The organism is Amycolatopsis sp. NPDC021455, from assembly GCF_040640995.1.
Classification (GTDB): Bacteria; Actinomycetota; Actinomycetes; order Mycobacteriales; family Pseudonocardiaceae; genus Amycolatopsis.
This window is the reverse complement of the sequence record NZ_JBFACT010000007.1, coordinates 41,079-67,644: the sequence shown is the minus strand read 5'-3', so window position 1 is coordinate 67,644 and position 26,566 is coordinate 41,079. Positions and strand designations below refer to the sequence as shown.

Genomic DNA, 26,566 nt, shown 5'->3' with positions numbered 1-26,566 from the left:
CGCAGCACGCACGCTGTTATGGCTACAGGACGGGAAGCACGCGGAGCCCGGTATCGAATGTCGCTGCCCAGACCACGTCGATCGACGTCGAATGGGCACCGTTCAGGTACGACGACGTGGTGTCCAACGACCAACTCGTCCGATATGTCGCCGACCACGAGCAAGGAGCGACATCCATTTAGCGCGGAGTCAGTGCCCCGACGGGCCCGCGATCAGTCGAATCATTTCCTCGCCGGCGTATTCTTCAGCCACCTGCAGAAGTGTGGTCCCGTCCGGCGCGGCGATACCTGAATCGGCACCGAGCTCGACCAGCATCGACACCGCGGCAGTGGCGTCATGCCGGACAGCCAAGACCAGCGGAGTCGCCCCGGAAGGACCGGGCAGATCGACCTCCGCGCCCAGATCGTTCACGAGCGCGCGAACGAATTCTGCGAGGTCCGCCGAGGCCGCGAAATGAAGCGCAGATCTTCCGTCGACGATCCGGTCGTTCACAATGGCGGCTAAGCCCTCCCTCGTGACCGGGTCACCGGTTAGAACGGCTAGCACACGAGCGGACCGGCAGACGAAGAGGACAGAAGCACCAGCGCCATCACGTGCGGTGGGGTCGGCGCCGCAGGCCATGACTGCTGACAGCGTGGCCAGACTTTCTGCGGTCTCGCTCGCCGCGGCCATGACAGCAACGAAGACGATCGGAAGTCCTTCGTCCGCTCGCCCCGACAGGTCCCAGGCATATGCTTCGACAAGTGCCCTCACTATCGCCGGTTCCGAGGCGAGGATGGCCATGTCGAGGGCGCTGTGCTTTCCCCGGAACCGCTGATTCTTCAAGACGCTGTACTTGACTGTGGGTATCGCCGCGGCCAAGACGTGGCACTGCGACGGGTCCCCACAGGTGACCGCCGCGGCCAGCAGCCCGAATCCGGAGTCGTTGGTTGCCTCGACCGCTGCGCCGGCGCGTACTAGCAGCACCGCCGCTTCCGTGCTGCCACTCAACACCGCGATGATCAACGGGGTGGTTCCGTCTTCGGCACGAACGTCGACCGCCGCGCCGCAGGTGATAAGTACGTCGGCGATGTCGGTGACGCCTTGCCGCGCTGCCCAGTGCAACGCCGAGAAGCCTGCCGGTCCCGCCGCCAGATTCACGTTCGCTCCGCAGTCCGAGATGAGCGCGCGCACGGCCGACACGTGCCGTCCGAACACTGCATGAGCCAGAGCCGAATAACCTTCGGCGTCGACGAGATCGGGATCGGCGCCTGCCCGGCCGAGCACGGACACAATCCGCGTGTGCCCCCACATCGCGGCGTTGACGAGCGGTGTGCGCCCAAGGCGGGCCCGCTTGTCGATCAGTGCCCCTCTTGCCAGGAGGAACTCGACGACGTCGAGGTTGCCCGCAGCGGCAGCCGCCGCCAGCGGCGTCATCCCGTTGCCGGCGCAGCCCTCCACCGATACGTGGTAGTCGTCCACGAGTGTCCGGGTGATGGGAAGCTGTCCTCGGCCACTCGCCATCCACAGCGCTGGCATGCTCCGATCCTCAAGGCGGTACCCGTATTCATCGGCCAACGTCGCCACCGCCGAGGCCGCGCCGACACCAATGAAGGCGCCCAGCAGGTGCGCGCGGTCGATGCCTGCAAATTGTGGCGCACGCCGGCGCCACTGTTGGTCGTCACCGTCGCACAAAAATGGAAGCACGCACTCGGCCACCGGCGCATCGAGGCTCGCGCCGATCAGCGTCGCACGGACGACGGCGTTGAACCTGTCGTAGCCGAGCGAACCCTCAATGTCGGCATCGATCCGAAGCTTGTCTTTTTCAAGGGTGGTCTCTGCCTGCTCCACATCGACGAGCTCGGAAAGCCTTTCCACAAGCCCGAAGTTAGAGATAGCGAATAGCCGCTCCGGATGCCACGATCCCTCGGTGCCACGGCGTGGCAATTTGAGATCACGGCCGGTGACTTCGGAACTGTCCGTGATCGACCGCCCAATTAGGGCGATTACCGGGCGTCCGTGGGCGTGGGCGGATACGATCTCGGCCAGGCACCAGGAACGAGCCAGTGGAAGTTTTCGCCGGACGGATTCGGTCATGACCGTGTGGATGGTGATGTCGCGCCTGGTCGTCAGTATTTCGAGATCATTAAGATTCGACTCCTCGACGACATCGTGATCGATTGCCAGAAGCACCGACCGGCATCTCCCGATGACTTCATGGAAGTTCATGTCCGCAGCCCCGTGCGGCCACTGGCGGACGGCGAAGACGTCCAGCCAAACTCGCCGGTTTCCGTCTTGGCAACCATAGGCAGCCGCACCCACCACGGTGCCCCATCGGGCGGACCACGTGTGTGAAACGAACACGTCCGGCGGCCCACACTCCTCAGGATGACACCCTTCGACGACATCGAAGTATCGGTTCCGGGTCGAGGCAGTCGACGGCCGCACCAGGTCGCGCACGACCCGCCAGGTCGGCCAATCCCAACAATCGAACTGCGAGCTGAACGAATGGAGGAACCGTACGGTCACCCCACGTCGAAAGAGCGCAGCAACGGGGTCACCGACAGCGAGATCCTCGTTGTCGAGGAGCGCTAGAAGCGCGGTCTCGGCGTCAGCCCTCTCGGCCGAAAGCGTCAAAGACCTGCCGCAGTCCGCGCAGACCCAGCCCGCCGCGGACTCCGGCTGAGGTGAGACCACCCGCGAGGCGCAGTTCGGACACTCCTCGCTCAGCGCGTTGGCTTTCCGCACGCCATCGGCCAACCCTGCTGATTCAGGGGCTGAACTGTCCACCCTGGCGCCTCCTCTGCGATGGCCGACCTCGACCAGATCCTATTGCATACCCTGGCTTGCGCGGGTAGTGCAGCCAGCGGGATTCAAATCCGCACGAGGTATCATGCAGAAACTTTGTTGATCTTGTCTTTGGTCCGGGCACGAGGTAGCCGATCTGCTGATCTATCGGCCGCCCCGAGAGGCGGGGCAGGGTTTGTGCCTCAGTACTTCAATGACGCTCATAGGTCAGCGGAGCCTTTGCCGAAGCGGCGGTGTGCGGTCCAAAACGCGACCCCGAACGACGGATGCAAATCCCGCCGCGCACAGCCGCTGGTCAGCACGCACACGATCGCCGTGAACACCGCACGAGCGTCCAGCGCGGCCGTGCCACCGCCTGCTGCCGCGGCTCGAACCGTGGGATCAACGGCTCCGTCGGTTCCTACAGCTCATCCGGCAGCAATCGCAACGACACCGATCGACCACGCCACGATCCGCGACGGACTGGATGAACATTGTTAGGCCATTCGAGGGAGTTACCCGGGGCAGGCAGGTGGCCACTGCCGGGTTAGGCAAGAGCAAGATCCGTACGGTGATCGAGATCGTCCTCGCGGTTCGGGCTGTGCTCCTGCACGGGGCGGAGCGGAGCGGTCGAGGCGCTCACCCGCAGGCTGTACAGAACCTTGCAGGATCTGGCTGGCCGAAGAGTGACCGAGCCGCCAGGGCCTGGACCCTACGCACCGTCGCCGTCATCCTGGCAAACCCGCGCTACACCGGACAGCAGACCTGGAACCGCCGCACCGCCAGCACCGAAGGCCCAGCGTCAATGCCGGCGCTGTCGGCGAAGATGGCGCATCCGCCGCCCGTCACGGAGCAGGACTTCGTCGCCGCTCAGCGGATCCGAGCGACACGACCGGCCAGTGACGGCCAAGCCCGCCGGTTCGCCCTGGCCGGGCTGATCCACTGCGGTGTCTGCGACCGGCAGCTGGATTCGCACTCGAACCATGGGCGACCGACCTACCGCTGCCGCCACGGCCACACCAGCACACAATGCGCAAGCCAGCCGCGGCCGAAGACGCTCTACATCCGCGAAGACCATCTCATCGACGAGATCAACCTTCGACTCGGCGATCATTGCAACGACGACCACGCCGCTCCGGAGCTTGGCCGAACCCGACACAGAAATGTAGCAGCAGCGCTGCGCGGCTCACGGCCCGTAGCAGCTGATGTGCACCGCGCCCGGATCGCGCGTTACAAGGCAGCGCTGGACACCGCGGGCATCTCGCGCCACCCGTGCACGTTCGCCACGGTAACCTCCGCCACCAGCAAGGGTACGGACAGGCGATGACGCTGGGCGGGATCAGACGATGCACGAGAGCCGCCTGCACGTCCCAGACGACGTTAGCATCGTCGGCTTCGATGACCTGCCGTTCGCGCCGTGGACCGCGCTCCGCTGGCCACGGTCCGCCAGCCCCTCCAGAAGAGGCGGGCGCTGGCAGCCCAGATGCTGCTGCCCCTGATCCGCGGCAAGCCACTGGGCGCGAGGCGGGCGGAACTGGCAACGAACCTCGTCGTCCGCAGCAGCACCGGCCCCGCCCGCACTCGACCACTTCATCTTCTGTCAACCGCGCTCGGTGCGGAGACATCGACGGTGCTCCAGGAGGGTGACCTGCACGGCGACGCCTGCCAGCACATGCGCCGGAATTTCAGCCTGCCGGCAGAGCACTTCCGGACCGGTCCAGTGCTTCGTGATTTACTGGTGGTGTCGCGTTATTCCAAATCTGGCGATTCCCTGGCGACCGCAAACCGACGCGATGAGATCGAAGCCGCCCCTCCGGAGAGCAACCCGAGCCAGCGACCTGCGGTAATGCACATTTCGGCTGGTGGACCGATAAGCTGCACTTCCCTGACACGGAAGAGGTCACTGGTTCAATCCCAGTATCGCGCACCACATGTTTTCGCAGGTCAAAAGCCCTGTCCCTCCCCGGAGGGGCGGGGCTTCTAGCTGTCAGTCGGCGACGATCCGGCGACGGCCCCCGGACCCGGCCCGATCACCCGCTGGGACCTCAGGTGCGGGAACCAGGACACCAGTTTCGCCCGCTCGCCCGGGTACAGGGACGCCAGCGACCGCTGCCAGCGTTCCTCCAGGGCGTTCAGGATCTGGTTGACCATGGCTGGGGTCACGTGGTCGTAGCCGCCAGAACCGGATCCGGAAGTTCGACCGCCGCCATGGATACCCCTCCGGCGTGCACAGCACGAAGGGCTCCAGAGGGCTGTCCATCACCTCCTCGTAGAGCGCCGCGATCCCCGGCGGTAACGGCACGAACCGAGTTCCGGCAGGCGTTTTCGTCCGCCCCTTCTTCGGCCGCGAGTTGCCGCGCCTCGTCGGCGGACGGTGGCGACCATCGACGTGGTGATCATCACTCTTCCGGCCTCCTTTGTAGACTTTCCCACCCACCTCCTTCAGCGGAGTGCGGATCTCGATGCCGCGCCGCTCGGTGTCGTACTCGCCACTGGACACACGCGCGCCGTTGCACGGGTTGGCTGGGATCATCCGCACACGCACCGCGCCGTTGAGGATGGTGGAGAACAGCGCGAAGTATGACGACACCGAGGACTCGGCGTAGTCCTCGGGCACGGTGACGTGTGAAATGGGGTGTTCAGGCGCCGAGATGCCGGCGCAGCCACTGGCCCATCTGCGCGATCGCCTGGTCGACCTCGGGTACCGGCCGGCGGCGAGGATGAACGAGTGCTGCCCTTCGGACATCGGGTGGACTTCAGAGGTGACCTTGAATTCGGTGAGCCGGTCTCCGAGTTCGGCGCCGTCGCCGGCGAGGGTCTCGTACTCGCCGTAGTGCACGACGGTGGGTGGCAGGCCGGTCAGGTCGGCGTTGACGAGGCTGATCTTCGGGTCGGCGAAGTCCAGGGCGGGGTCCTGCAGCCAGGCTCCGCGGAAGAGCTCGAGGGTGTTGCGGCTGAGCATCTTGTCGTGTTCCTCGTTCTCGTCGACCTTGGGGTTGGCGATGGTGAGGTCGGTCCACGGTGAGATGCTGACGATGGCGCCGGGGGTGGGTTCACCGTTGGCGAGCAGCCTCAGCGGCAGCATGATCGCGAGGGTGCCGCCGATGGAGTGGCCGGTGCTGCCGATGTTCTGCGGCTGGTAGCCCTGCGCCAGCAGCCACCGGTAGGCGAGTAGGGGTGTTCGGGGGCCCGCCGGAAGTCCACGACCAGGGAGCGGATTCCGGCGGCTTTCGCGATGCGGCCGGCGGCCTTGCGGTCGGAGTGCATGGACGCGGTGACCGAGCCGCCGAAGTGGAAGTGCAGCAGCGCCCGGTCGGGGTCCGCGCCGGCGGGGATGCACCAGAGGGCGGGGACGCCGCCGGCGTCGATCTCGGCGTAGGTGACGCCTTCCGGTTCGGTCGAGGCCAGGTGGTGCGTCTCGGCGATGTCGCGCACGATGCCCAGGTCGAGGCCCGGCGTGGACGATTTGGCGCGCACGCTTTCCAGGAACTGCGCGAACTGCTGCGCCTGCGGACTGGTTCCCAGGATGACACTCCTGTCTGTACTGGGCACGCTGGTCGTGCCCAGTAGGTTCGGTGTTGCTGGGTGGGGTGCTCAGGGCAGTTGGGGGTAGATCGCCGCGACGCCGCCGGACAGGGCGGCCTGTGCCTGGCGGGAGGCGTTGTCGGCGACGATTTCGTAGGCGCCGGCGGCGAGGCCGTCGGCGGCGATGCGGGCGATGTCGGCGGGGTCGGACTTTTCCGCGGCGACCTCGCGGACCATGTCGGTGTCCATGTAGCCGAGGTGCAGCCCCGTTACCCGGATGCTTTGGCCGGCCAGTTGCAGGCGCAGGGTGTTGGTGAGGGACCACTCCGCGGCCTTGGCGGCGCAGTAGGCGCCGGCTTCGGGGAAGCTGACCCAGGACAGTCCGGACAGGACGTTCAGCATCGCGCCGCCGCCGTTGGCCGCGATCTGGGGCGCGAAGGCCCGTGCCACGGTCAGGGTGCCGAAGAAGTGGGTGTCCATCTCCAGCCGGATGACGTCCGGGTCGCTGGTGAGCAGGTCGGCGCGGGGTGGCGAGCCGGCGTTGTTGATCAGGACGGTGACGTCACCGGTGGCGCGGGCGGCCACCTCGACCGAAGCCGGGTCGGTGATGTCGATCGTGATCGGCTTGACGCCCGGCAGGTCGACCCGGCCGGGGTCGCGGGCGCCGGCGTAAACCGTGGCGCCCCGGCCGAGGAGTTCGGTGGCGAGCGCCCGGCCGAACCCGCGGTTGGCGCCGGTGATGAGGACGGTACCGCCGGACAGATCCATCGGAACTCCACTGAGAGTGCTTAACGCGCGAGGAATTCCAAGGCCTTGCCGACGAACTGGGCGTGGAACTGGAAGATGCCGCCGTGGCCGGCGTCGGGGTAGATGACCAGTTCGCTGTCGGACAGGCGGCGGGCCAGGTCGTGGGTGTTGCTCGTCGGGACCATCCGGTCGTTGTCGCCGTTGGCGACCAGCACGGGGTGTTTGACGACGGAGAGATCGGACGGCTGCTCCAGCCCCCAGCGGTGGATGGCCTTGAGCTGGGCGCGGTAGGCCTTCAGCGAGATCGCCTTGTCCCGGTTGTTCTTGCGCTCCTTCAACCGGCCCAGGAACTCCTTGCCCGCCCGCTTGCCGTTCGCCGTACGGGTGAAGAAGAGGAACTGCTTCGGGTCCTGCAGGGCCAGCAGCGCCCGGACCGTGTCGATGTTCGAAATCCTGGTCACGTTCTTGATGCCCTCGCCGCCGGCGGGGCCCGTGCCGGCGATGATCAGCTTGCGGACCAGGTCCGGTTCGGTCCGGACGATCACCTGGCTGATCATGCCGCCCATCGAGAAGCCGAGCAGGTCGACCTTCGTCAGGCCGAGTGCGCGGATGAAGGTGACGGCGTCGGCGGCCATCTCCTGGATCGTCTTCGGCGTGGTGCCGGTGGACGCACCGACACCGCGGTTGTCGAAGGCGATGACCCGGTGGTGGGCGGCGAGGCCGTCGACGACGCGGGGGTCCCAGTTGTCCAGGACCGCGGCCAGGTGGGTCACGAGGACCACCGGCACACCGGTCTTCGGGCCGAGTTCGCGGTAGGCGAAGTCGACGCCACCGGCGGAGACGGTGCGGGTCGGCGCGTCCTGATAGGACGACACGACGTCTTGGCTGCTGCTCATGGCTTGTCCTTTTCGGTCAGTCAAGGAGGAAGTGGTTCCCGGCCGCACCCTTCGTCGTGCTTCATATTATGACCATAATTCTATGAGCGGGGCAAGCCCCGCCCCGAGTGGGTGACGACACAGCTTTGGCCGGCTGGACCGCGTGACCACCGACCGCGCAGGCGGGAGGGTGCGGGACCTGCCCCGGCCGATCCGTCAGGAGGTCACCCGATCGCGGTCTCCGCCGCCGTCGCTCTCCTGATCCACTGGGGACTCGTCCGCGGCGGGCAGGTCAACGACGACACCGTTGCCCCGAGGGTCAGGCGGCGAGGAACTGCAGGGCCTCGCGCACGAAATCCCGGTGGCGCTGGAAGACGCCGCCGTGCCCGGAGTCGGGGTAGATCTTCAGGCGGGCGTTGGGAATGCGGGCGGCCATGTCGGCCGAGTGGCTGCTGGCGACCATGAGGTCATGGTCGCCGTTGACCACGAAGACCGGCTGCGTGATGACCGAGAGGTCGTCGGGTTCGCTCAGCCCTGCCGCGCGAATGGCCTTGAGCTGGGCACGCCGGGCCTGCACCGAGATGCGCTTGTCACGGTCGGCGGTGCGCTCCTTGAGCCGGGCCAGGTAGTCCTTCGCGGCGCGCTTGCCCTCGGTCGTCCGCGGGAAGAACAAGAAGGCCCGCGCGTCGCTCAGGGTGAGCGCCGCCTTCAGGTAGGCGTTCACCGCGACCTTGGTGATCTCGTCGATCCCGCCACCGCCCCGCGGGCCGGTGCCGGCGAGGATCATCCGGCGGACGAGGCCGGGCTCCTGGAGCGCGACCATCTGCGCCACCGCGCCGCCCAGCGAGAACCCGAGCAGGTCGACCTCGTCCAGGTCCAGCGCACGGATGAAGGCGATGGCGTCCCGCCCCATGTCCTCGATGGTGAACGGCACCGATCCGCCCGACCCGCCCACGCCGCGGTTGTCGAACGCGATGACCCGGTGGTGCGCGGCGATGCCGTCGACCACCCGCGGATCCCAGTCGTCGAGCACCGCCATCAGATGGTGCAGGAAAACCACCGGCACGCCCGCGCCCGTGCCCAGCTCTCGGTAGGCGAACGGCACTCCGCCGACCTCGATCGTGGGCGTCGGCGCATCCTTCCACTTCATCATCTTCGACCGCCTCTCCACTTGGTATTATGACCATAATATCAAGTGGAGAGGCGAACGCCCAGGTGGCGACGCGGCTTATCCGGCCTTCCGCAGCCGGAAAGCCGGTCCGGGAAGACTGTCGATGTGGTCGGCCTCGACCACATGGCCCGCTTCACAGCGGACCTCGACGCCGACCGGCGCACCACACCCGCGGTGACGCGTCAGCATCGCCGGCCCCTTCGGGTCCGCGCGGTACCGGTCGCCCCACTGCAGCAGCCCCAGCACAGCGGGGACCAGATCCATCCCCTTGGGAGTGATCACGTATTTCGGCCGGCTCCGCGATCCGGGCACCTGATAGGTCTCGGTGGCCAGGATCCCTTCCGCCACGAGCATGCGCAGCCGCGCCGCGAGCAGGTTGCGGGGACACCCGAGGACTCGCTCGAACTCCCCGAACCGCGACGAGCCGTAGAAGACCTCACGCAGGATCAAGATCGTCCACTTCTCCCCCACGATCTCGAGGGTGCGGCCGATCGAACAGTTCGACGTGTCCCGATCGAGGCGAGCGTCCGCGTCGATGCCTTCAGGAGCCGAGGGCCGTCCATCCACGAGGTGATCCTACTGGGCCCTGAGTTTAGTATCCAGTACTCAGCTGGCCGCGACGTCGTCGAAGACCGCGAGGGCGTTGCGGATGCCTTGCTCCAGCAGGTCGTCGGCCAGCTGCCGGTCGGTCACGGCACGGGAAAGCTGCAACGTCCCGACCATCATCGCGTAGACGCTGAGCGTCGTGGTCCGAGCCGACGACGGGTCCTCCGGCGCGAGCCGGGCCACCATGTCGTCCATGATCCCCAGCACACCCTCGGTATACGCCTGCTTCGTCGATTCCCCGCACCGAACGATCTCGTCCAGCAACGCCGCCGACGGGCAGCCGTCGCCCGGGTTGTCGCGGTGCTCGGGCGAAAGGTAGGAGCGCACGATCTGCTCGACCCCCGCACGTCCCGGCGTCACCGCGGCGAGCTGCTCCCGCTGGCCCGACAGCTGATCCGTGACCGCCGTCGCGACCAGGTCCTCCTTGGAACCGAAGTGAGCATAGAACGCGCCGTTGGTCAGCCCGGCGTCCTTCATGAGCGTGGCGACCCCGGAACCGTCGATGCCGTCACGCTTGAGACGACGACCGGCCGTCTCGATGATCCGGCGTCTCGTCTCCGACTTGTGCTCCTTCGCGTATCGCACCACTTCGCACGCTCCTTACCCGTCGTTACGAGTACGACCATACGCTCAAGTGTCAGGGCACGACGGCGACGACGACTTTGCCCGCCTTGGTGCGGCCCTGCTCGACATGGGCCAGCGCCTCGAGCGTCTCGGCGAACGGGAACGTCCGGTCGATGACCGGCCGAAGCTCCCCCTTGTCGTAGAGGGCGCCGAGGTCGCGCAACTGGGAGCCGTCGGCCTCCATGAAGAAGAACTCGTAACGCACGCCCAGAGCCTTGGCCTGTTTGCGCACCTTGCGACTGAGGAAGTTCATGGCCGCGCCGAGGAACGCCGGGGCGCCGAGCTGCTTGGCGAATCCGGCGTCCGGCGGGCCGGCGACGCCGACGGCCAGGCCGCCGGGTTTCAGCACGGCCAGCGACTTCTCGAGGTTCGTCCCACCCAGGGAATCCAGCACCAGGTCGTAGCCCGACAGCACCTTCGAGAAGTCCTCCTTCGTGTAGTCGACCACGACGTCGGCGCCGAGGCCCCGGACCAGGTCGATCGTCGCCGTGCTCGTCGTGGTCGCCACCGAAGCCCCGAGGTGCTTGGCGAGCTGGACGACCGTCGAGCCGAGACCGCCGGCGCCCGCGTGGACAAGCACCTTCTGCCCCGGGCCCGCTCGACGAGGATCTGCCAGGCGGCCAGCGCCACCAGCGGCACCGCGGCCGCCTCGTGCAGGGTCAGCGACTCCGGCTTAAGCGCGAGGTCGTCCTGGTCGATCGCGATGTACTCCGCGAACCCGCCGATCCGCAGATCGCGCGGCCGGGCGTAGACCTCGTCGCCGACCCGGAACCCGTGCACGGCCGGACCGACCTTCGTCACGACGCCGGCCACGTCGTGGCCCAGCACGAACGGCGTCTTGTACTTCAGGAGCTGTTTGAACTCCCCGTTGCGCACCATCTTGTCGAGGGGGTTGATGCTCGTGGCGTGCACCCGGACGAGGACGTCGCGGTCCCCGACCGCCGGCTCGGGCACCTCCGCGGCGCGCACGGTGTCCTTGCCGTACTTCTCGACGACGAATGCCTTCATGTCAGCCAGCTTTCCGCGTGATCCGTTCGATGGCTTCCCGGTGGCGGTGGGGACGCCCGGCCTGCGGGCGCCCGACCCTACCATCTGAGTATAGAAAAGTATACTCAGCCTCCACCGGTCACCGAAGTCGTCGACGAGGACGGTGCCCTCGCCGGGATGCGCCTGGCCGACGGCCAAGTCGTGGCCCGCCGCTTCCTGGCCCTCGGCCCGCAGATGCAGGCCCGCACCCAGGGCCTCGAAGGTGTGGCCGGCAACGCGACCGATCCGGTCGCCCAGGTCGGCGCCTCCGCAGCAGCCGGCGCACTGGCCGCCGCCGACATCAACAGGATGCCGGCCATCGCGGACACCGACGCGGCCCTGCAGGGGATCGCTGCGTAGGCCCGAAGGGGTCCACAGGATGATCTTGAAACCCTGAGACCTCAGCCCGCCTCCGGAAAGACTGACCCGGGCCTTCGCGGCTCACATGCGTGCGCTGGTCGCGCTGGGCATGGCACAGCTCATGGTCATGCTCGATGCGACCGTCGTGAACATCGCGCTGTCCGGGGCGCAGCAGGAGCTCGGGTTCAGCGACGGCAGCCGGCAGTGGGTCATCACGGGTTACGCGCCGGCGATCGGCAGCCTGCTGCTGCCTGGCGGCCGACTCGGTGACCTGGTGAGCCGACGTCTCCTCTTCGTGATCGGCTTGGCACGTTTCGGGGCCGCATCCATTCTCGGCGGCTCAGCCTCCAGTCACGGTTCCTCGAACTCGCCACCGTTCGTGGCTCGCCGGCAGTGATCGCGCGTACCGGTGGTAAAACGGAAGCGGGTGACGCGACCAGGTCGCGGAGGTGGGGCGGGGTGCGGGTTCGGCTGCTCGGGTCGATCGACGTGCTGGTGGACGGTGTACCGCGTGCGGTGCCGGGCCGGCGGTTGAAGGCCGTGCTGGCGGCGTTGGCGCTGCAGCCCGGGCAGGTGGTGAGCACTGACGGCCTGATCGACATCGTCTGGGGGGACGCCAAGGCGCCGACCACGGCGACGGTGCAGTCCCACATGTCGCACCTGCGCCGGATCCTGGGCGATCGAGGCGTGATCCTGGCTCGCTCGCCGGGCTACCTGCTGGGCATCGACGGTGAGGCCACCGATGTCGAGGCCGCCACGCGCCTGTTCGACGAGGGGACCCGGGAGGCGGACATCGCCGGGCGGGAGACCCTGCTGCAGGCCGCGGTGGCGCTGTGGCGGGGCCGGCCGCTGGCCGATCTCGCCGGGCTGAACTGGTTCGACCTGTACGCGCATCACCTGGACGAGCTTCACCTCAAAACCCGGCACGCCCTGGCGGACGCGCGTCTGGCGCTGGGCCGGCACGTGCAGCTCATCCCGGAGCTCGAGGGCCTGATCCGGCAGCATCCCCACCACGAACAGAGCTACGGCCAGCTGATGCTGGCGCAGTATCGTGCCGGGCGGCAGGCTGATGCGCTGGCGACCTACCAGCGGTTGCGGCGCATCCTCGACGACGACCTGGGCCTGGCCCCGACCCCGTCGCTGCGCGACCTGGAATCCGCCATCTTGCTGCAGGATCCGGCCCTGGCCCTGCCGGCGCCTCCGATCGTGGCGGGCGGCAGGGGCGTCGTCCCCGCGCAGCTGCCGGCGGCGGTGAACGGGTTCGTCGGCCGTTCCCCCGAATTGTCCACATTGGACTCTCTGGCGGCCGGTGACGTGACGGCCGCGACGGTCGTCGCGGTCATTTCGGGTACGGCGGGGATCGGCAAGACCGCGCTGGCGGTGTACTGGGCGCACCGGGTCCGTGACCGCTTTCCGGACGGGCAGCTGTATGTGAACCTGCGCGGCTTCGACCCGGCCGGGCCGCCGATGCCGGCCGCCGAGGCGGTGCGCGGTTTCCTCGATGCGCTCGGGGTGCCGCCGCAGGGGATCCCGGCGACGCCGGATGCCCAGATCGGGCTGTACCGGAGCGTGCTGGCGGGACGCCGCGTCCTGGTCGTGCTGGACAACGCGCGAAACGCCGAACAGGTGCGCCCGCTGCTGCCCGGTTCGCCGGGCTGCGTCGCCGTGGTCACCAGCCGCGATCAGCTGGCGCCGCTGATGGCGACCCACGGCGCCGTCCCGGTCTATCCGGACCTGCTCGGCCCGCAGGAGGCGCACGAGCTGCTGGGTGAACGGATCGGGCTCGGCCGCACAGCGGCCGAGCCCGAGGCGGTCGCCGAGCTGATCACCCGGTGCGCCCGGCTCCCGCTGGCGCTCACGGTCACCGCGGCCCGTGCGCGCGCGAGCCGGGCGCTTCCGCTGGCGGCGCTGGCGGAGGAACTGCGGGACGCGGACAACGTCCTGGACGCGTTGCGTGCCGGTGACGCCTCGACCGATCTGCGCGTCGTGTTCTCTTCGTCGGTCCACGCCCTGGCGGCCGGCACCGCCCGGCTGTTCCGGTTGCTGGGCCTGCACCCCGGGCCGGAGGTCACGGTGGCCGCCGCGGCCAGCCTCGGTGACCTGCCCGTCGCGCGGTGCCGGGCCGCGCTGACCGAGCTCGCCGGGGCGCAGCTGTTGACCGAGCACCGCCCCGGCCGCTACACCTTGCACGACCTGTTGCGCGCCTATGCCCGCGACCAGGTCCACGCCCTGCATCCGGACAGCGAGCGGCAGGCGGCCGTGCGCCGGCTGGTCGACCACTACCTGCACTCCGCGCACAGAGCCTTCCAGCTGGCGTACGGCCCACCGAAGATCTCCTTGCCCGCAGCCCGGAGCGGCGTCGAGCCACAGGAGCACGCCGATCGGCAGGCGGCCCTGCGCTGGCTGACCGCCGAACGCGCCGTGCTCCCGGCGATCGCGGAACTCGCCGCCGGCACCGCCGGGTGCGAGGAACAGGCCTGGCGCATCGCGGCGACGATGACCGGCAACCTGTGCTACGCCAACTATTGGCCCGACTGGGTCGCGGCCCAGCGCCGTGCCCTCGAGGTGGCCCGGCGCGTCGGCGACCGGCTCGGGCAGGCCTACACCCACCTCGGTCTCGGCCGCACCCGGTACTGGCTCGGCCACCAGCACGACGCCGCCGTCGAGATCAAGGCCGCGGCACAGGCCTTCGCGGAAATCGGCGACCCGGCAGGCCAGGGACAGGTCGCCGGCATGCTCGGCGCGCTCGCAGCGGAGCGTGGCGCCCATCGCGACGCACTCGCCCACGGAGAGGACGCACTGGCGTACTTCCGCGCCGCGAACGATCCCAACGGGCAGGCCTACGCACTGAACAACCTCGGGTGGATTCACGCCACGCAGGGCCGACCCGAGCCGGCCCTCGCCGGCTGCCGGGAGGCGCTGGACCTGTTTCGCGCGACCGGTGACCGCCCGGGCAAGGCCGCCACTCTCGACAGCCTCGGCTACGCCTACCAGTCGATGGGCCGGCATGACCGGGCCGTCGGCTACTACATGGCGGCGATCGAGCTGTTCCGCGACATCGGCAACCACTACGACGCGGCCGAAATCCTGACCCGCCTCGGCGATTCCCACTCCGCGGCCGGGGCGCCGGAGGCGGCGCGAGCGGCCTGGACGACGGCCCTGGGGCTGGGCACCGAACTCGGCCACCCCGACGTCGAACACGTCCGCCGGCGGCTGCGCGACCTCGGGTGATGCCCTCGCCGGATGCGGCTGCAAAGCCGCTGTAGGGACCTTTGCAGTTTTCTTGCAGCATCATGCGGCACGCTTCGCTCACCACATCGGCTACGTGACCATGGGAGGCGATCACGTGCACATCAGGAAGAGGATCTCAGGGGCGCTGCTCGGCGCCGCGGCCGCCGCGGCCATGGCGGTGCCGGGCACGGCGCAGGCCGCGCCGACGCCGGCCGCCCCAGCTGCGCCGCCGACGACGGGGTTCGTGAAGATCCAGAGCCAGGGCGACCTCGATATGTGCCTGCAGCCCACGTCGGCGAACTTGGACGTTCCCGTCGTCCAGAAGAAGTGCCAGCCCGGACTCGACCTCCAGGACTGGCAGTTCCAGAAGCTGGGTTCGGGCCCGACCTACCGGTTCCAGAACGTGGCCTCCGGCGGTTGCCTCTGGGCCTTCGAACCCGATGCCGGATCTCCGGTGGGGGTCGAGGACTGCGGTGTCAGTCCGTTCAGCAACACGGAGTTCAACTCCGGCCTGAACCTGCCCGACTCGGTGTTCCTGGAGTCGCTGATCGGCTTCCGGCACACCGGTCAGTGCCTCTGGGTGCCGCCCGGCTTCAAGGGCGTGGAAGGTACGCAGATGCAGGTCCGTCCGTGCCGGCCCCAGGACGTGTCCTTGGAGGGCTGGAACATCTTTCGCAACCCGGTGTAGTCGCGCTGAGGGTGAAGTTGCGGCGTGGCGGAACCCCCGACCGGAACCGGGCGGGGGTTCCCGACGGCCGCATCGACCGGACTGTCGACTTGGCTGCGTGGTCACAACCCGTCCGCCCTGCTCGCGGCTGCCGGACCACGACGCTGACCGGGTCGATACTCCGCCCCAACAAGATCCTTACGAGTGGTGGCTAGCGTGCGGTAAATGAGAATCAAGGCACTTCTCGCGGCGACGGTGGCGACCACGCTGCTCGGGACAGCCACCCCGGCTTCGGCTGCGGATTCGTCCTCACCCTGCACCCTGGGCTACACGCTGGGTGACACCGCGTTCCAGGTCCCGGGGTTCCACACGGAAGACCAGAACAGGCTGCAGGACATCGAGTTGACCGCGACCGTGCATATCCCGCGCCACGTCACCCGGGGCGTCCATCCACTGGTGATGCTGCTGCACGGCATGTGGGAGACGTGTGCTGACCGGGTAGCCGAAAAGGACGTAGCGGCCGCGGAGGCCGACATGAATCGTCCTGACGCCACCCAGCAGGAAAAAGACCGCGACGCGGTCATCATTCGCTCGGCCGCGGCCAAGCTCCAGGCGTGGCCGTGCGCGTCGCGTACGCCGCCGCTGCCGAGCTACCGCGGTTACGACTATCTGGGCACCGTGCTGGCGGACCAGGGGTTCGTGGTCGTCTCGGTCAGTGCCAACGGGATCAACGCCGGCGAGCTGGGAAACCCACCCTATGACGCGCGTATGGCGTTGCTGAACAAGCACTTGGCCATGTGGCAGCAGTTCGTCACCAACGGCACGGGTGAGCTGGCCGGCAAGCTGCCGGAGGAGTTGCGCGGCCATGTCGACATGAACAACGTCGGTCTGCTGGGCCACTCCCGCGGCGGCCAGGGCGTCATGTGGCAGGCCGCCGACGCCCACCGCGACCGCCGGCCGGCCGGAGTTACGGTCAAGGCGATCGTCCCCCTCGCACCGGCGTTCAACGACGGTGTCGGCGGCGAGGACTTCAACCAGAACGTGCGGGTGACCGACATCCCGTTCATGACGGTGATGGGCGCTTGTGATTACGCAGTCGGCCTGGCCGGGCGCAACTACGCCGACATCGCCGAAGGCCGCAACACCGCGCCGATCACGGAGCTGACGCTGCACGGAGCCAACCACAACTTCTTCAACACCCAGTGGTCACCGGCCGGCGGTCAGGTCGCGGCCAGCGACGACATCGACACGCCCGATCCACGCGCACCGCACCGATCCGGCCCCGGACGTTGTTACACCTCGGACAAGACGCACCAGGACCAGCGCCAGCTCGGCGAGCAGGAGCAGCGCGGGCTGGCCGGGTTCTACATCTCGGCGTTCTTCCAGCGCTATCTCAACGGGAACACCGAGCTCGAGCCGGTGCTCACCGGCGAGGCCGCCGTGCCAGGCGTGGACGTCACATATCTGGCGCCGCAATCCTGACAGGTGCACATTCCGAGATGTCCCGATGAGCTGACCCGTCGCGATCCGCGGCAGCGGCCAGGTTCTTCAGAGGCTCAGCGTCAGGCGGGGCTGTCGCAGGAGTCGTTTGGCTTCTCGCAGGCCGCTGAGCCAGGCTCCGTCGACGACGGCGAAGTCGGTGTGGGTGGCCTCGCCGGCGAACAGGACGCGTCCGTGGGGTGCCTGCAACGCGGTGAGGTCGGCCGTGAACTCTTCTCTGGTGCTGTCGCGGGCGATGCTGGAGTAGCAACCGCGCAGGTAGGGGTCGGCGGCCCAGGAGGTGGCGACCGCTGCAGTCGGTTCGGGGGCTTTGCCGCCGACGGCTTGGTCGATGATCGACCGGGCCTGGGCGATCCGATCCTGTTCGGGGCGGGCGGCGACGTCGGCGGCCGGTGAACCGGGGCTCAGGGCGACCATGATCGGGCGCTGGTACCAGGCGGACAGGTCGAGGATCAGCGGCCAGGCGCGCCCGGGGTCGGCGACGATGATGTGGTGGGGTTTCCCGTCCGGCCACAGCGGGCGGGGGGTAGCTGAGCGCGACCTTCTCGAAGGATCCGAAGCCCATCCGGCTGATCGCCGTGGCCTTGGCGGCGGGCAGGGCGGGCTCGAAGGCGATGCTGCCGCTCTTGAGCACCCCCAGCGGCACGGTGAGCAGGACGTGGCTGGCCTGTAGTTCGCCGCGGCCATGGACGATGGTCACGCCGTCGGCGTGCTGGTGGATCTGCCGCACCGGCGTGTTCGTCTGCAGGTCGAGCCCGGCGGCCAGGGATTGGCCCAGGGGCCGGTACCCGCCCTGGGGGAACTTGTCGTGTTTCTCGGCGCCTTCGCTCAGGAATCCCGCGAAGTTCGCCAGGCCGAGATGGGTGGTGTCGACGCCGTCGTACAGGCTGAGCAGGGCCTCCACCGTGACCGCCGCCTGCCTGGAGCCGCCGTCGGCGAGGCCGTCGATTCCCTCCTGTACGGAAATGCGGTTGCCCTGCTCGCGGGCCACACGCGGAAGGCCATCGGCGAGCCGGCTCAGCAGGTCGGCGATCTCGTCGCTCAGCGCCGGGTCGGGAAACCGGCCGGTGGTGCGGTTCAGCACGTCCGCCGTGCTCACCAGCCGGGTGATGACCGCGGGCAGCAGCGGCGTCGCGAGGCCGGACAAGACCGGCAGCAGCGGTGAGCCGTCGCCGTCGTGCACCCACGCCGCGCCGAGGTCGACCGGGACGCCGTCCAGGTCGACGGTGTGCAGCCGCCCGCCGACCCGGTCGCGGGCCTCCAGGACGGTGACCGCGACGCCGGCCTGGTGAAGAGCCCGGGCGGCGACCAGACCGGCGATCCCCGCGCCGATGACGACCACCTTCGTGACCGTGCCCGCGGCCGCGGCGGGCACCTGGGAAGTGCCGTCGTCCAGAGCCAGGCGGCGGCCAGGGGTGGCCGGCGGCTCCCCTGCCGAGCATCCGACGACCAGTCCCAGTCCTCCCGCGGCCACGGCGGCCACCAGCAGCGACCGCCGGCTGAGCTGTCCACCCTCGCATTTGTTCATCATCATGACGATTAATGTGGAGTCGTGGCTTGTGGAAGCCAAGCCTGCTGTGCCCAGCCGCCGCGGACGTCCCGACATGGCCGCAACCCGGCGGCAGCAGATGGTGAGTGCGTTCCTCGCCTTGATCGGCGAACGGGGGTTGGCGTCGGTGAGCCTGGACGACGTCGCGGCCGCCTCGGGGGTGCAGCGCTCGGTCATCCGCCACTACCTGGGCAACCGGACACAACTCGTGCACGAGGCCGCCGCGACCCTCATCGACACCTATGCCGGCCTGATCAAGACCGCGATCGGTGAACAGCCGGGCGCGCAGCAGATCATCGGCTACCTCTTCAGCCGGGAATGGGGCTCAGCGGACGACCTCGATCGCGCCTTCGACGAGCTTTTCCACGAGGCCGCGCGCGACTCCACCCTCCGCGGCCGGCTGCATGACGCCTACGCCCTGCTGACCGACGCGCTCGCCGAGGCCATCCGGCGCGACCGCCCCGCAACGCCGGCCGCGTCGGCAGAGCAAATCGCTTACCAGATCGTCTGCCTGGCCGAGCACAACACGACCATGCAACGCTTGGGATTCCCTGCCGAACAGGCCGCGGCCGCACAAGCCCTCGCCCATCGACTCGCGACCGAGGGATGACAGCGCGGCAGCCGGGCCCGCCGCCACGGCGGCGAGTTCATCTTCGGCGACCCGAACACAACCGGGTTCGTGCCGGGAACCGCTCGGCTCCACTGCGTGTCCTTGACGTGGGCATTTTCTGGCGAAGTAAATCGTCTACTCGGTACATTGGCAACCACGGCGCCCGTCAGTTCTTCGGGTGAGTCGAGAAACCAGGCTGGTAACTGAGACGTAACTCACTACGGTCCCATTGGAAATGTAACGGCCGACAATCCACACCATGACCGCGCGGATAGGACCGGTTCAAGCAGATCCCTACCCCTGGCCTTACGACACGGAGGTGCCGATCGACCGGGTCGCCCTGCTGTGCATCGACTGGCAGACCGATTTCTGCGGACCCGGTGGCTATGTCGAGCGGATGGGCTACGACCTCGAACTCACCAGAGCCGGCCTGCCCGGCACGCAGAAACTCCTTGCCCACGCCCGAGATCTGGGCATGTTGGTGATCCACACCCGGGAAGGTCACCTGCCGGACCTGACCGACCTGCCGCCCAACAAGCGCTGGCGGTCGGCCCGGATCGGCGCGGAGATCGGCACTGCGGGGCCGGCCGGGCGCATCCTGGTCCGCGGCGAACCGGGCTGGGAGATCGTCGACGAGGTCGCGCCGGCGCCCGGCGAGGTCGTGATCGACAAGCCGGGCAAAGGCGCGTTCTACGCCACCAACCTGGACTTGGTGTTGCGGGCCAACGCGATCAGCCACCTGATCCTCACCGGCATCACGACCGACGTGTGCGTGCACACCACGATGCGCGAGGCCAACGACCGCGGTCTGGAGTGCCTGATCCTGTCCGACTGCACCGGCGCGACCGATCCGGGCAACCACGCGGCCGCGCTGAAGATGGTGACCATGCAGGGCGGCGTGTTCGGGGCCGTAGCCACTTCCGATGCCGTGATCGGGGCGACCACCACCGACGACTGATCGAAAACGAAAGGGCCCGACAGCCGATGACCACTCCCCTCACGGTCGACGCCGACCCCACATCGTTCCTGTTCGAGCCGGCCACGACCGCGCTCCTGGTGATCGACATGCAGCGGGACTTCGTCGAACCGGGCGGATTCGGCGAAACGCTCGGCAACGACGTGAGCCGGTTGCGCGGGGTCATCGCCCCGCTCCAGCGAACCCTCGCCGCGACGCGGGCCGCCGGCGTGATGGTGATCCACACCCGCGAGGGCCATCTGCCGGACCTGTCCGACTGCCCGCCGGCCAAACTCGAGCGCGGTCGCCCGTCGATGCGCATCGGCGATCTCGGTCCGAACGGCCGCATCCTCGTCCGCGGTGAACACGGCCACGGCATCATCGACGAACTCGCGCCCGTCGACGGCGAACCGGTGATCGACAAGCCGGGCAAGGGCGCGTTCTACCGCACCGAACTCGCCGCGATGCTGTCCGCGGCAGGCATCACCTCTCTGGTGGTGACCGGCGTGACGACCGAGGTCTGCGTGCACACCACCGTCCGCGAGGCCAACGACCGCGGCTACGAATGCCTGGTGCTGTCGGACTGCGTCGGTTCGTACTTCCCCGAGTTCCAGGCCGCCGGTCTGGCCATGATCTCCGCGCAGGGCGGCATCTTCGGCTGGGTCGCCCCGTCCTCCGCGTACATCTCCGCGCTTTCCGTTCTTGCCACCCCGGCCCGTTGAGATCCGCGGAAGGAACCGGTCATGTCCCTCTTCACGCGTGCCCGCAGCCGCTCCGATTCCGATGGAGAACTGCCCTTGTGGGTCAGCGGTGACCTCAACGCGTTCTTCGGTCTCGGCTTCAACGTCCTGGTGAACGTCCTGGTGCTCTCCGGCTTGTGCCTGGGCGTCGCGAAGATCTCCTCGGGCGACGTGTACGGGGTGATCCTGCCGGCCCTGGGCATCCAGCTGCTGATCGGCAACGTCTACTACACCTGGCTCGGCAGGCGCCTGGCCCACAAGGAGAACCGCACCGACGTCACCGCCATGCCCTACGGGCCCAGCGTGCCGCACATGTTCATCGTGACGTTCGTGATCATGCTGCCGGTGTACCTGCGCACGAACGACCCGGTCAAGGCGTGGCAGGCGGGCCTCGCGTGGTCATTCATCATCGGACTGATCGTGCTGGCCGGCGCGTTCGTCGGCCCCTACATCCGGCGGTTCACGCCGCAGGCGGCGATGCTGGGCACGCTCGCCGGCATTTCCATCGCCTTCATCTCGATGCGTCCGGCCGGCCAGATGTGGGCCGCCGCGTGGATCGCGCTGCCGGTCTTCGCGTTGCTGCTCATCGGTTTCTTCGCCGGTGTGAAGCTGCCGTTCGGCATCCCGATCGGCCTGGCCGCGCTGGTGGTGGGCACCGCCATCGGCTGGATCGGCGGCTACATGCACCCCGCGGACGTGTCCGCGGCCGCTCACGACATCGTGACCGGCCTGCCGTCGTTCCGGTTCGACCTGCTGGGGCACGGCCTGTCCGAGATCGGCCCGCTGCTGGCCACCGCCATCCCGTTGGGCATCTACAACTTCACCGAGGGCATGACCAATGTGGAGAGTGCCGCCGCCGCGGGCGACAACTTCAACCTGCGCAGCGTGCTGCTGGCCGACGGCATCGGCGCGATCGTCGGTTCGGCGCTCGGCTCGCCGTTCCCGCCCGCGGTCTACATCGGACACCCAGGGTGGAAGGAGGTCGGCGGCCGCACGGCGTACTCGATGCTGACCGGCGTCGTCATCGCGCTCATGTGCTTCGGCGGCCTGTTCGGCCTGCTCAGCGCGCTCCTGCCGGTGCCGGCGATCGTGCCGATCCTGCTGTACATCGGCCTGCTGATCGGCGCGCAGGCCTTCCGGGTCGTCCCGCGGCCGCACGCGGTGGCGGTGGTCATGGCCATCATCCCCAACGTGGCGGCGTGGGCGACCGGCCAGATGGACAACGTGCTGTCGGCGGCGGGCACCAGCGCGGCCAAGGTCGGTGAACCCGCCCTGGAGAGCGCGGGCGTGGTCTACCAGGGCCTGCACCTGCTCGGCGACGGCGCCATCCTGGCCGGACTGGTGCTCGGCGCGATCACCGCGTTCCTCATCGACAAGCAGTTCTGGTGGGCCGCCGGGTACGCGGCGGCCGGCGCGGTGCTGTCGTTCGTCGGGTTGATCCACGCCGATCAGGTCGGCTGGAACGCGGGTGGCGGTCAGGTCGCGTTGGGCTACCTGTTCTTCGCCGTGGTCTGTGCGGTGTTCGCGTTGTTCCACCGCGATTCGGCGTCCGACGCCGAGCCGCAACCAGCCGCCACGGACATGATCGACGCGGCATCCGCCTCGTGAACACCGACCGGGTCGCCGAGCTCGGGACCACCGGCCCCGTTGTCGACGACCCAGCCGTGCACGCCGAGGTGTCGGCGGCCTTCGCTCGCTACGAAGCCGCACTGCTGGTCGGCGACCACGCCGTGCTGAACGAGTCGTTCTGGGCCAGCCCGGCCACCGTCCGGTTCGGCATCGCCGACCACCAGCAGGGCATCGACGAACTGCGCGCGTGGCGCGCCACCCAGGGACCACTCGACGGCCGCGACATCCAGGACACCCGGATCACCACCTTCGGCACCGACACCGCCGTGGTGACGACCCTGTTTCGCTACCCTGGCCGGCCGGTCGTGGGCCGGCAGAGCCAAACGTGGGTACGAATGGCCGCCGGCTGGCGAATCGTCAGTGCCCACGTCTCGGAGATCGGCACCGAGCTCGACCAGTAGGTATGCCCCTGGACCGTTCGTGGCTCAGCGGGCCAGCAGGTCCCGGATCGCGGCCGCGATCTCGCCGGGTGCTTCCTCGGCCATGAAGTGCCCGGCCCGGGTCAGCCGGTGGTCCAGGTCGGGCGCCCACGCCTTCCAGACGCCGGCGGCGTCGTAGCCCAGCTGCGCGCCCCAGTCCTGCTGGACGACCGTCACCGGCATGGCCAGCTGCGATCCGGCGTCGAGGTCGGCCTGGTCGTGTTCGACGTCGATGTCCGCCGAGGCGCGGTAGTCCGCGACGATCGACGGCACGGCGGCGGCGCTTGCCCGCAGGTACTCCGCGCGCACCTCGGGCGGGATCGCGGCCAGGTCGTCGGCCCAGGCGTCGAGGAACGAGCCGAAGAACGCGTCCGCGCTGGCCGCGATCATCGTCTCGGGCAGGCTCGGCGGCTGGGCCATGAGGAAGAGGTGGTAGCCGACCGCCGCCCGGACGCCGTGCAGGACGTTCCACATGTCGAGCGTCGGCACCACGTCGAGGATGCCCAGGTGGGTGACGGACTCGGGGTGGTCCAGGCCGGCCCGGAAGGCGACCAGGGCACCCCGGTCGTGCCCGACGAGGGCGAAGCGCTCGTGGCCGAGCGCCGCCGTCAGCTTCACCACGTCGGCGGCCATGGTGCGCTTGGCGTACACGCCGCGGTCGTCAGCGGGCGGCTTGTCGCTGGCGCCGTAGCCGCGCAGGTCGGGGCAGATCACGGTGTACTCGCCGGCGAGGCGCTCGGCGACGTGCCGCCACATCAAGTGGGTCTGCGGGAAGCCGTGCAGCAGCACGACCGGGTCGCCGCTGCCGCCGACGGCGGCCGCCAGTTCGACGCCGTCGGCGCCGGGCAGGCGGAGGTGGTCGAAGCCTTGGATGGTGAGTGTCACGGAAAGCCGTCCTTCTGCTGGGGGAACCCGACCCGCTCAGGCTGGACGGCGTCGATCAGCAACCGATCAGCACGAGAGGCGTGCCCGGTGCCCGACCGGCGATGATGGGGGCATGCGGATCGACGTGCTGGGCGCCGTGCGGGCGCTGCGCGACGACGGGAGCCCGGTGGACCTGGGCGGCCCTCGCCATCGCGAAGTGCTCGCCCGGCTCGTGGCGGCCGACGGGCGGATGGTCACCACCGACACGCTCGTCGGCGACCTGTGGGCCGACCCGCCCGCGCGCGCGGTGGGGGCGCTGCGCACGTTCGTCGCGGCCCTGCGTCGCGCGCTCGAGCCCGGCCGGCCGCCGCGCACCCCGCCTCGGGTGATCGTCACCGAGGGACCCGGCTACGCCCTGCGCCTGCCGCGCGAGGACGTGGATGTCCACCGGTTCGAGGACGCCCTGGACCGGACCCGGCGGGCTCCCGGCGCCGTGACCGACCTGAGCGCGGCACTCGCGGCCTGGCGGGGAACCGCTTACGCCGATGTGCCGGACTCCGCGTGGGCCCAGCGCGAGCGAACCCGGCTGGAGGAGCTGAGGCTGACGGCCGTGGAGCTGCGCGCCCGGGTTCTGCTCGACGCGGGCGAGGGCGGTGACCTCGTGGCCGAGCTCGGCGCCCACGTCGGGGAACACCCGTGGCGCGAGCCGGCGTGGGGGCTGCTGGCCCGCGCCTTGCATCGCGCCGGACGCCAGGCCGACGCGCTGGCGACCCTCCGCCGCGCTCGCGCGATGCTCGCCGACCAGCTCGGGCTCGACCCGGGCGCCGACCTCCGGCGGCTGGAGACCGAACTATTGAACGGGGCCGGGACCGCGTGGCCGGCTTCCGGTACCCGGTTCGGCCCGCGCACCACCGTGGATCTGGCGCGCACCCTCGCGCTCGCGGGAGGCGACGCCCTGGTCCATTCGCGACGCGTCCGCCTCACCGCGATCCAGGCGGCCGAACGCACCGGCGACCTCCTCCTGACCGCCCGGATCATCGGTGCCTACGACGTGCCCGCGATCTGGAGCCGGGCGGACGACCGCGAGCAGGCACGCGCCGTCGTGGCGGCTGCGGAACGCACGCTCGGCGCGCTCGGCCCCGGCAGCCCGCCCGACCTGAGAGCGCGCCTCCTGGCGACGGTCGCCGTCGAGAGCCGCAGCGGCGACCTCACCGCCGCCGACCGGGAACGCGCTCAGCAGGCCGCCGCGGAGGCCGAAGCACTGGCCCGTGACCTCGGCGATCCCGCGCTGCTGGCGTTCGCGCTCAACGGGGTGTTCCTGCAGTCCTTCACCCGCCCCGGGCTGGCGGCCGCCCGGGACCGGATCGGCGCCGAGATCCTCGACGTGGCGACGCGGCACGAACTGCCGGCCTTCGCCGTCCTCGGCCGGCTCGTCCGCCTGCAGTCCGCCTCGGCTGCCGGCGACCTCGACACCGCGGCCGCGCACGCCACCGCGGCCGACCAGCTGGCCGCCACCGCCGAGTCGCCGTTGGTCGCGGTCCTCACCGCGTGGTTCCGGGCCCGGGCGACGACCGCCCGCGGCACGGAACCCGGCGGCCCGGCCCCCGCCACGGCCGCCGCGCAGTACCGCGCAGCCGAGGACGCTCTCCGGACGGCGGGGATGCCGGGACTGCACCGCGGCCTGTTCCCGTTGGCGGTGCTGGGGTTGCGCCTGCTGCACGACCGGGCCGCCCCCACCGACCCACACCTCGACTGGGGGCCGTATCACCCGTGGACCCGGCCCCACGTGTTGCTCGCGCAAGGGGAACGGGAAGCGGCCCGCGCCGCCCTCGCGGCCGCGCCCGAACCCCCGCGCGACCACCTGCAGGAGGCGATGTGGTGCCTGACCGCCCACGCCGCGGTCCGTCTCGGCGAGCGCGGGATCGCGGCCGTCGCCGCGGAAAGCTTGCGGGACGCCGCGGGTGAAGACGCCGGCGCGGCGAGCGGGATGCTGACCTTGGGACCGGTGGCGCGGTACCTGGCCGAAGCGGCCGCGTGCGCCGGGACGAGGTGAGCCTCGCGACCGGCTCCAGCCGGTGGCCTGGCCGGCGCCCCATGAGGACGAGGCATCGACGGGCCGGCGTGGTGCGGGGCGAGCGGCCCGTGAGATCGAGAACCGCGGTACCGGCCTCGCCTTCCGGCCGGGCGGGACGCCGGCCACGCCGCGGGTTCACTCGCCGGTTTCACCCGCGGGTGCGCCGGGTAATGATCTTCCACCGTCCCCACCGAGGAGGTTCGCATGTCCGCTCAGCGACAGTGGCACGTCGTTCCGCGCACGAAGGGCGCCAGTGCGCTTTACCTTCTGATCGGCGTCCTGGTCGCCTTCGGGCCGATCTGGCAGATGGCGCACGCGGGCAAGGTCGCGGCCCTGCCCGCCATCGCCGTCGTGGCCGGGCTCGCGGTGATCGTCATGGCCGTCACCGGGCTCGTCTCGCCGGGCCTGCGCGGCAGGTAGGAGTCCGGCCCGCCGCCTTCACAGGCCGGCCGGTGCGCCGGGCAGACGACGAGCTCGCCGGTCGTCTGCCCGCGCTCGTCGAGCGGCCGGCCCATCCGTTCGGGCGTGCCGCGGCCGGCCGTGCGTTGCCCGGTAACCGCAACCACGACAGGCTTTCGCCGAGAGTCTCTCGATCCGGGGCGTGCACGCCCTCGGCTTCGAGCCCCTC

21 protein-coding genes and 5 pseudogenes are annotated in these 26,566 nt (G+C 69.5%); 13 read left to right on the top strand and 13 right to left on the bottom strand.

From position 1 onward, the window contains the following. Nucleotides 1-189: 189 nt before the first annotated feature. Together AB0G28_RS12540 and AB0G28_RS12535 are read right to left on the bottom strand one after the other, a co-directional pair. Nucleotides 190-2,769: an ankyrin repeat domain-containing protein gene (locus tag AB0G28_RS12540; protein WP_361087053.1), complete on the bottom strand. Its 2,580-nt coding sequence runs from the start codon at nucleotides 2,767-2,769 to the stop codon at nucleotides 190-192. 242 nt (nucleotides 2,770-3,011) lie between these two features. Then, nucleotides 3,012-3,172, bottom strand: a pseudogene (locus tag AB0G28_RS12535) (transposase); the annotation flags it as partial. Nucleotides 3,173-3,337: 165 nt separating this feature from the next. Here AB0G28_RS12535 and AB0G28_RS12530 point away from each other — a divergent pair. After that, nucleotides 3,338-4,093, top strand: coding sequence for a recombinase family protein (locus tag AB0G28_RS12530; protein WP_361087050.1), 756 nt, complete (start codon nucleotides 3,338-3,340; stop codon nucleotides 4,091-4,093). A 660-nt stretch (nucleotides 4,094-4,753) separates the two neighbouring features. On the opposite strand, the pseudogene AB0G28_RS12525 reads toward AB0G28_RS12530, so the two are convergent. The 8 genes and pseudogenes from AB0G28_RS12525 to AB0G28_RS12490 all read right to left on the bottom strand — a co-directional run. Continuing rightward, a pseudogene (locus AB0G28_RS12525) lies at nucleotides 4,754-6,033 on the bottom strand (alpha/beta hydrolase fold domain-containing protein). 327 nt (nucleotides 6,034-6,360) lie between these two features. Next, nucleotides 6,361-7,059 carry an SDR family oxidoreductase gene (locus AB0G28_RS12520; RefSeq protein ID WP_361087047.1) on the bottom strand — a complete coding sequence of 233 codons (699 nt, stop codon included), beginning with the start codon at nucleotides 7,057-7,059 and terminating at the stop codon, nucleotides 6,361-6,363. 20 nt (nucleotides 7,060-7,079) lie between these two features. Beyond that, a complete protein-coding gene (locus tag AB0G28_RS12515) occupies nucleotides 7,080-7,934 on the bottom strand; it encodes an alpha/beta hydrolase (RefSeq protein ID WP_361087044.1) in 855 nt (284 codons plus the stop codon). A 298-nt stretch (nucleotides 7,935-8,232) separates the two neighbouring features. Beyond that, complete coding sequence (locus AB0G28_RS12510) at nucleotides 8,233-9,063, bottom strand: alpha/beta hydrolase (RefSeq protein ID WP_361087041.1); 831 nt, start codon at nucleotides 9,061-9,063, stop codon at nucleotides 8,233-8,235. A 78-nt stretch (nucleotides 9,064-9,141) separates the two neighbouring features. Beyond that, a complete protein-coding gene (locus AB0G28_RS12505) occupies nucleotides 9,142-9,651 on the bottom strand; it encodes a helix-turn-helix domain-containing protein (RefSeq protein ID WP_361087038.1) in 510 nt (169 codons plus the stop codon). Nucleotides 9,652-9,690: 39 nt separating this feature from the next. Continuing rightward, nucleotides 9,691-10,278 carry a TetR/AcrR family transcriptional regulator gene (locus AB0G28_RS12500; RefSeq protein ID WP_361087035.1) on the bottom strand — a complete coding sequence of 196 codons (588 nt, stop codon included), beginning with the start codon at nucleotides 10,276-10,278 and terminating at the stop codon, nucleotides 9,691-9,693. A 49-nt stretch (nucleotides 10,279-10,327) separates the two neighbouring features. Further along, the gene (locus AB0G28_RS12495) at nucleotides 10,328-10,894 is read right to left on the bottom strand and encodes a zinc-binding dehydrogenase (protein ID WP_361087032.1); all 567 of its coding nucleotides are present in this window, start codon (nucleotides 10,892-10,894) and stop codon (nucleotides 10,328-10,330) included. Nucleotides 10,895-11,112: 218 nt separating this feature from the next. Next, a pseudogene (locus AB0G28_RS12490) lies at nucleotides 11,113-11,193 on the bottom strand (hypothetical protein); the annotation flags it as partial. 285 nt (nucleotides 11,194-11,478) lie between these two features. Here AB0G28_RS12490 and AB0G28_RS12485 point away from each other — a divergent pair. The 5 genes and pseudogenes from AB0G28_RS12485 (at nucleotide 11,479) to AB0G28_RS12465 (ending at nucleotide 17,080) form a co-directional block, all read left to right on the top strand. Further along, entirely contained in the window at nucleotides 11,479-11,700 is a 222-nt protein-coding gene (locus tag AB0G28_RS12485; protein ID WP_361087029.1) for a hypothetical protein, read from the top strand. A gap of 85 nt (nucleotides 11,701-11,785) precedes the next feature. After that, a pseudogene (locus AB0G28_RS12480) lies at nucleotides 11,786-12,052 on the top strand (MFS transporter); the annotation flags it as partial. Between the two features lie 107 nt (nucleotides 12,053-12,159). Beyond that, nucleotides 12,160-14,931, top strand: a complete 2,772-nt coding sequence (locus AB0G28_RS12475) for a BTAD domain-containing putative transcriptional regulator (RefSeq protein ID WP_361087027.1) — start codon at nucleotides 12,160-12,162, stop codon at nucleotides 14,929-14,931. Between the two features lie 52 nt (nucleotides 14,932-14,983). Then, nucleotides 14,984-15,619 carry an RICIN domain-containing protein gene (locus AB0G28_RS12470; RefSeq protein ID WP_361087024.1) on the top strand — a complete coding sequence of 212 codons (636 nt, stop codon included), beginning with the start codon at nucleotides 14,984-14,986 and terminating at the stop codon, nucleotides 15,617-15,619. 234 nt (nucleotides 15,620-15,853) lie between these two features. Further along, complete coding sequence (locus tag AB0G28_RS12465; RefSeq protein WP_361087021.1) at nucleotides 15,854-17,080, top strand: hypothetical protein; 1,227 nt, start codon at nucleotides 15,854-15,856, stop codon at nucleotides 17,078-17,080. A 66-nt stretch (nucleotides 17,081-17,146) separates the two neighbouring features. Here the strand turns inward: AB0G28_RS12465 and AB0G28_RS12460 are convergent, their stop codons facing one another. Both AB0G28_RS12460 and AB0G28_RS12455 read right to left on the bottom strand, forming a co-directional pair. Further along, the gene (locus AB0G28_RS12460) at nucleotides 17,147-17,584 is read right to left on the bottom strand and encodes an FAD-dependent oxidoreductase (protein ID WP_361087456.1); all 438 of its coding nucleotides are present in this window, start codon (nucleotides 17,582-17,584) and stop codon (nucleotides 17,147-17,149) included. A gap of 58 nt (nucleotides 17,585-17,642) precedes the next feature. After that, nucleotides 17,643-18,626, bottom strand: a pseudogene (locus AB0G28_RS12455) (FAD-dependent oxidoreductase); the annotation flags it as partial. On the opposite strand from AB0G28_RS12455, the gene AB0G28_RS12450 reads away from it, so the two are divergent. From AB0G28_RS12450 to hpxZ, 5 genes are all read left to right on the top strand, one after another. Beyond that, a complete protein-coding gene (locus AB0G28_RS12450) occupies nucleotides 18,619-19,257 on the top strand; it encodes a TetR family transcriptional regulator (RefSeq protein ID WP_361087018.1) in 639 nt (212 codons plus the stop codon). The pseudogene AB0G28_RS12455 and the gene AB0G28_RS12450 overlap by 8 nt on opposite strands. Before the next feature lie 259 nt (nucleotides 19,258-19,516). Beyond that, a complete protein-coding gene (locus tag AB0G28_RS12445) occupies nucleotides 19,517-20,215 on the top strand; it encodes an isochorismatase family cysteine hydrolase (RefSeq protein WP_361087015.1) in 699 nt (232 codons plus the stop codon). A 26-nt stretch (nucleotides 20,216-20,241) separates the two neighbouring features. Then, nucleotides 20,242-20,934, top strand: coding sequence for an isochorismatase family cysteine hydrolase (locus AB0G28_RS12440; RefSeq protein ID WP_361087012.1), 693 nt, complete (start codon nucleotides 20,242-20,244; stop codon nucleotides 20,932-20,934). Nucleotides 20,935-20,955: 21 nt separating this feature from the next. Continuing rightward, nucleotides 20,956-22,560 carry a regulator gene (locus AB0G28_RS12435; protein WP_361087009.1) on the top strand — a complete coding sequence of 535 codons (1,605 nt, stop codon included), beginning with the start codon at nucleotides 20,956-20,958 and terminating at the stop codon, nucleotides 22,558-22,560. Continuing rightward, nucleotides 22,557-22,982, top strand: coding sequence for an oxalurate catabolism protein HpxZ (gene hpxZ / locus AB0G28_RS12430; RefSeq protein WP_361087006.1), 426 nt, complete (start codon nucleotides 22,557-22,559; stop codon nucleotides 22,980-22,982). Before AB0G28_RS12435 ends, hpxZ begins: the two co-directional genes overlap by 4 nt. 24 nt (nucleotides 22,983-23,006) lie before the next feature. Here the strand turns inward: hpxZ and AB0G28_RS12425 are convergent, their stop codons facing one another. Further along, nucleotides 23,007-23,885 (bottom strand): alpha/beta hydrolase, encoded by an 879-nt coding sequence (locus tag AB0G28_RS12425; RefSeq protein WP_361087003.1) that lies wholly within the window; start codon nucleotides 23,883-23,885, stop codon nucleotides 23,007-23,009. Between the two features lie 112 nt (nucleotides 23,886-23,997). On the opposite strand from AB0G28_RS12425, the gene AB0G28_RS12420 reads away from it, so the two are divergent. Beyond that, nucleotides 23,998-25,917, top strand: a complete 1,920-nt coding sequence (locus AB0G28_RS12420; protein ID WP_361087000.1) for a BTAD domain-containing putative transcriptional regulator — start codon at nucleotides 23,998-24,000, stop codon at nucleotides 25,915-25,917. Between the two features lie 225 nt (nucleotides 25,918-26,142). Then, complete coding sequence (locus tag AB0G28_RS12415) at nucleotides 26,143-26,358, top strand: hypothetical protein (protein ID WP_361086997.1); 216 nt, start codon at nucleotides 26,143-26,145, stop codon at nucleotides 26,356-26,358. Nucleotides 26,359-26,566: the final 208 nt, after the last annotated feature.

Bases quoted from the DNA above. Each gene is read 5' to 3' on its own strand.
- AB0G28_RS12420 (WP_361087000.1), top strand. From the start codon at position 23,998: ATGCGGATCGACGTGCTGGGCGCCGTGCGGGCGCTGCGCGACGACGGG.
- AB0G28_RS12520 (WP_361087047.1), bottom strand. From the start codon at position 7,059: ATGGATCTGTCCGGCGGTACCGTCCTCATCACCGGCGCCAACCGCGGG.
- AB0G28_RS12440 (WP_361087012.1), top strand. From the start codon at position 20,242: ATGACCACTCCCCTCACGGTCGACGCCGACCCCACATCGTTCCTGTTC.
- AB0G28_RS12435 (WP_361087009.1), top strand. From the start codon at position 20,956: ATGTCCCTCTTCACGCGTGCCCGCAGCCGCTCCGATTCCGATGGAGAA.
- AB0G28_RS12515 (WP_361087044.1), bottom strand. From the start codon at position 7,934: ATGAGCAGCAGCCAAGACGTCGTGTCGTCCTATCAGGACGCGCCGACC.
- AB0G28_RS12485 (WP_361087029.1), top strand. From the start codon at position 11,479: ATGCGCCTGGCCGACGGCCAAGTCGTGGCCCGCCGCTTCCTGGCCCTC.
- AB0G28_RS12415 (WP_361086997.1), top strand. From the start codon at position 26,143: ATGTCCGCTCAGCGACAGTGGCACGTCGTTCCGCGCACGAAGGGCGCC.
- AB0G28_RS12510 (WP_361087041.1), bottom strand. From the start codon at position 9,063: ATGAAGTGGAAGGATGCGCCGACGCCCACGATCGAGGTCGGCGGAGTG.
- AB0G28_RS12445 (WP_361087015.1), top strand. From the start codon at position 19,517: ATGACCGCGCGGATAGGACCGGTTCAAGCAGATCCCTACCCCTGGCCT.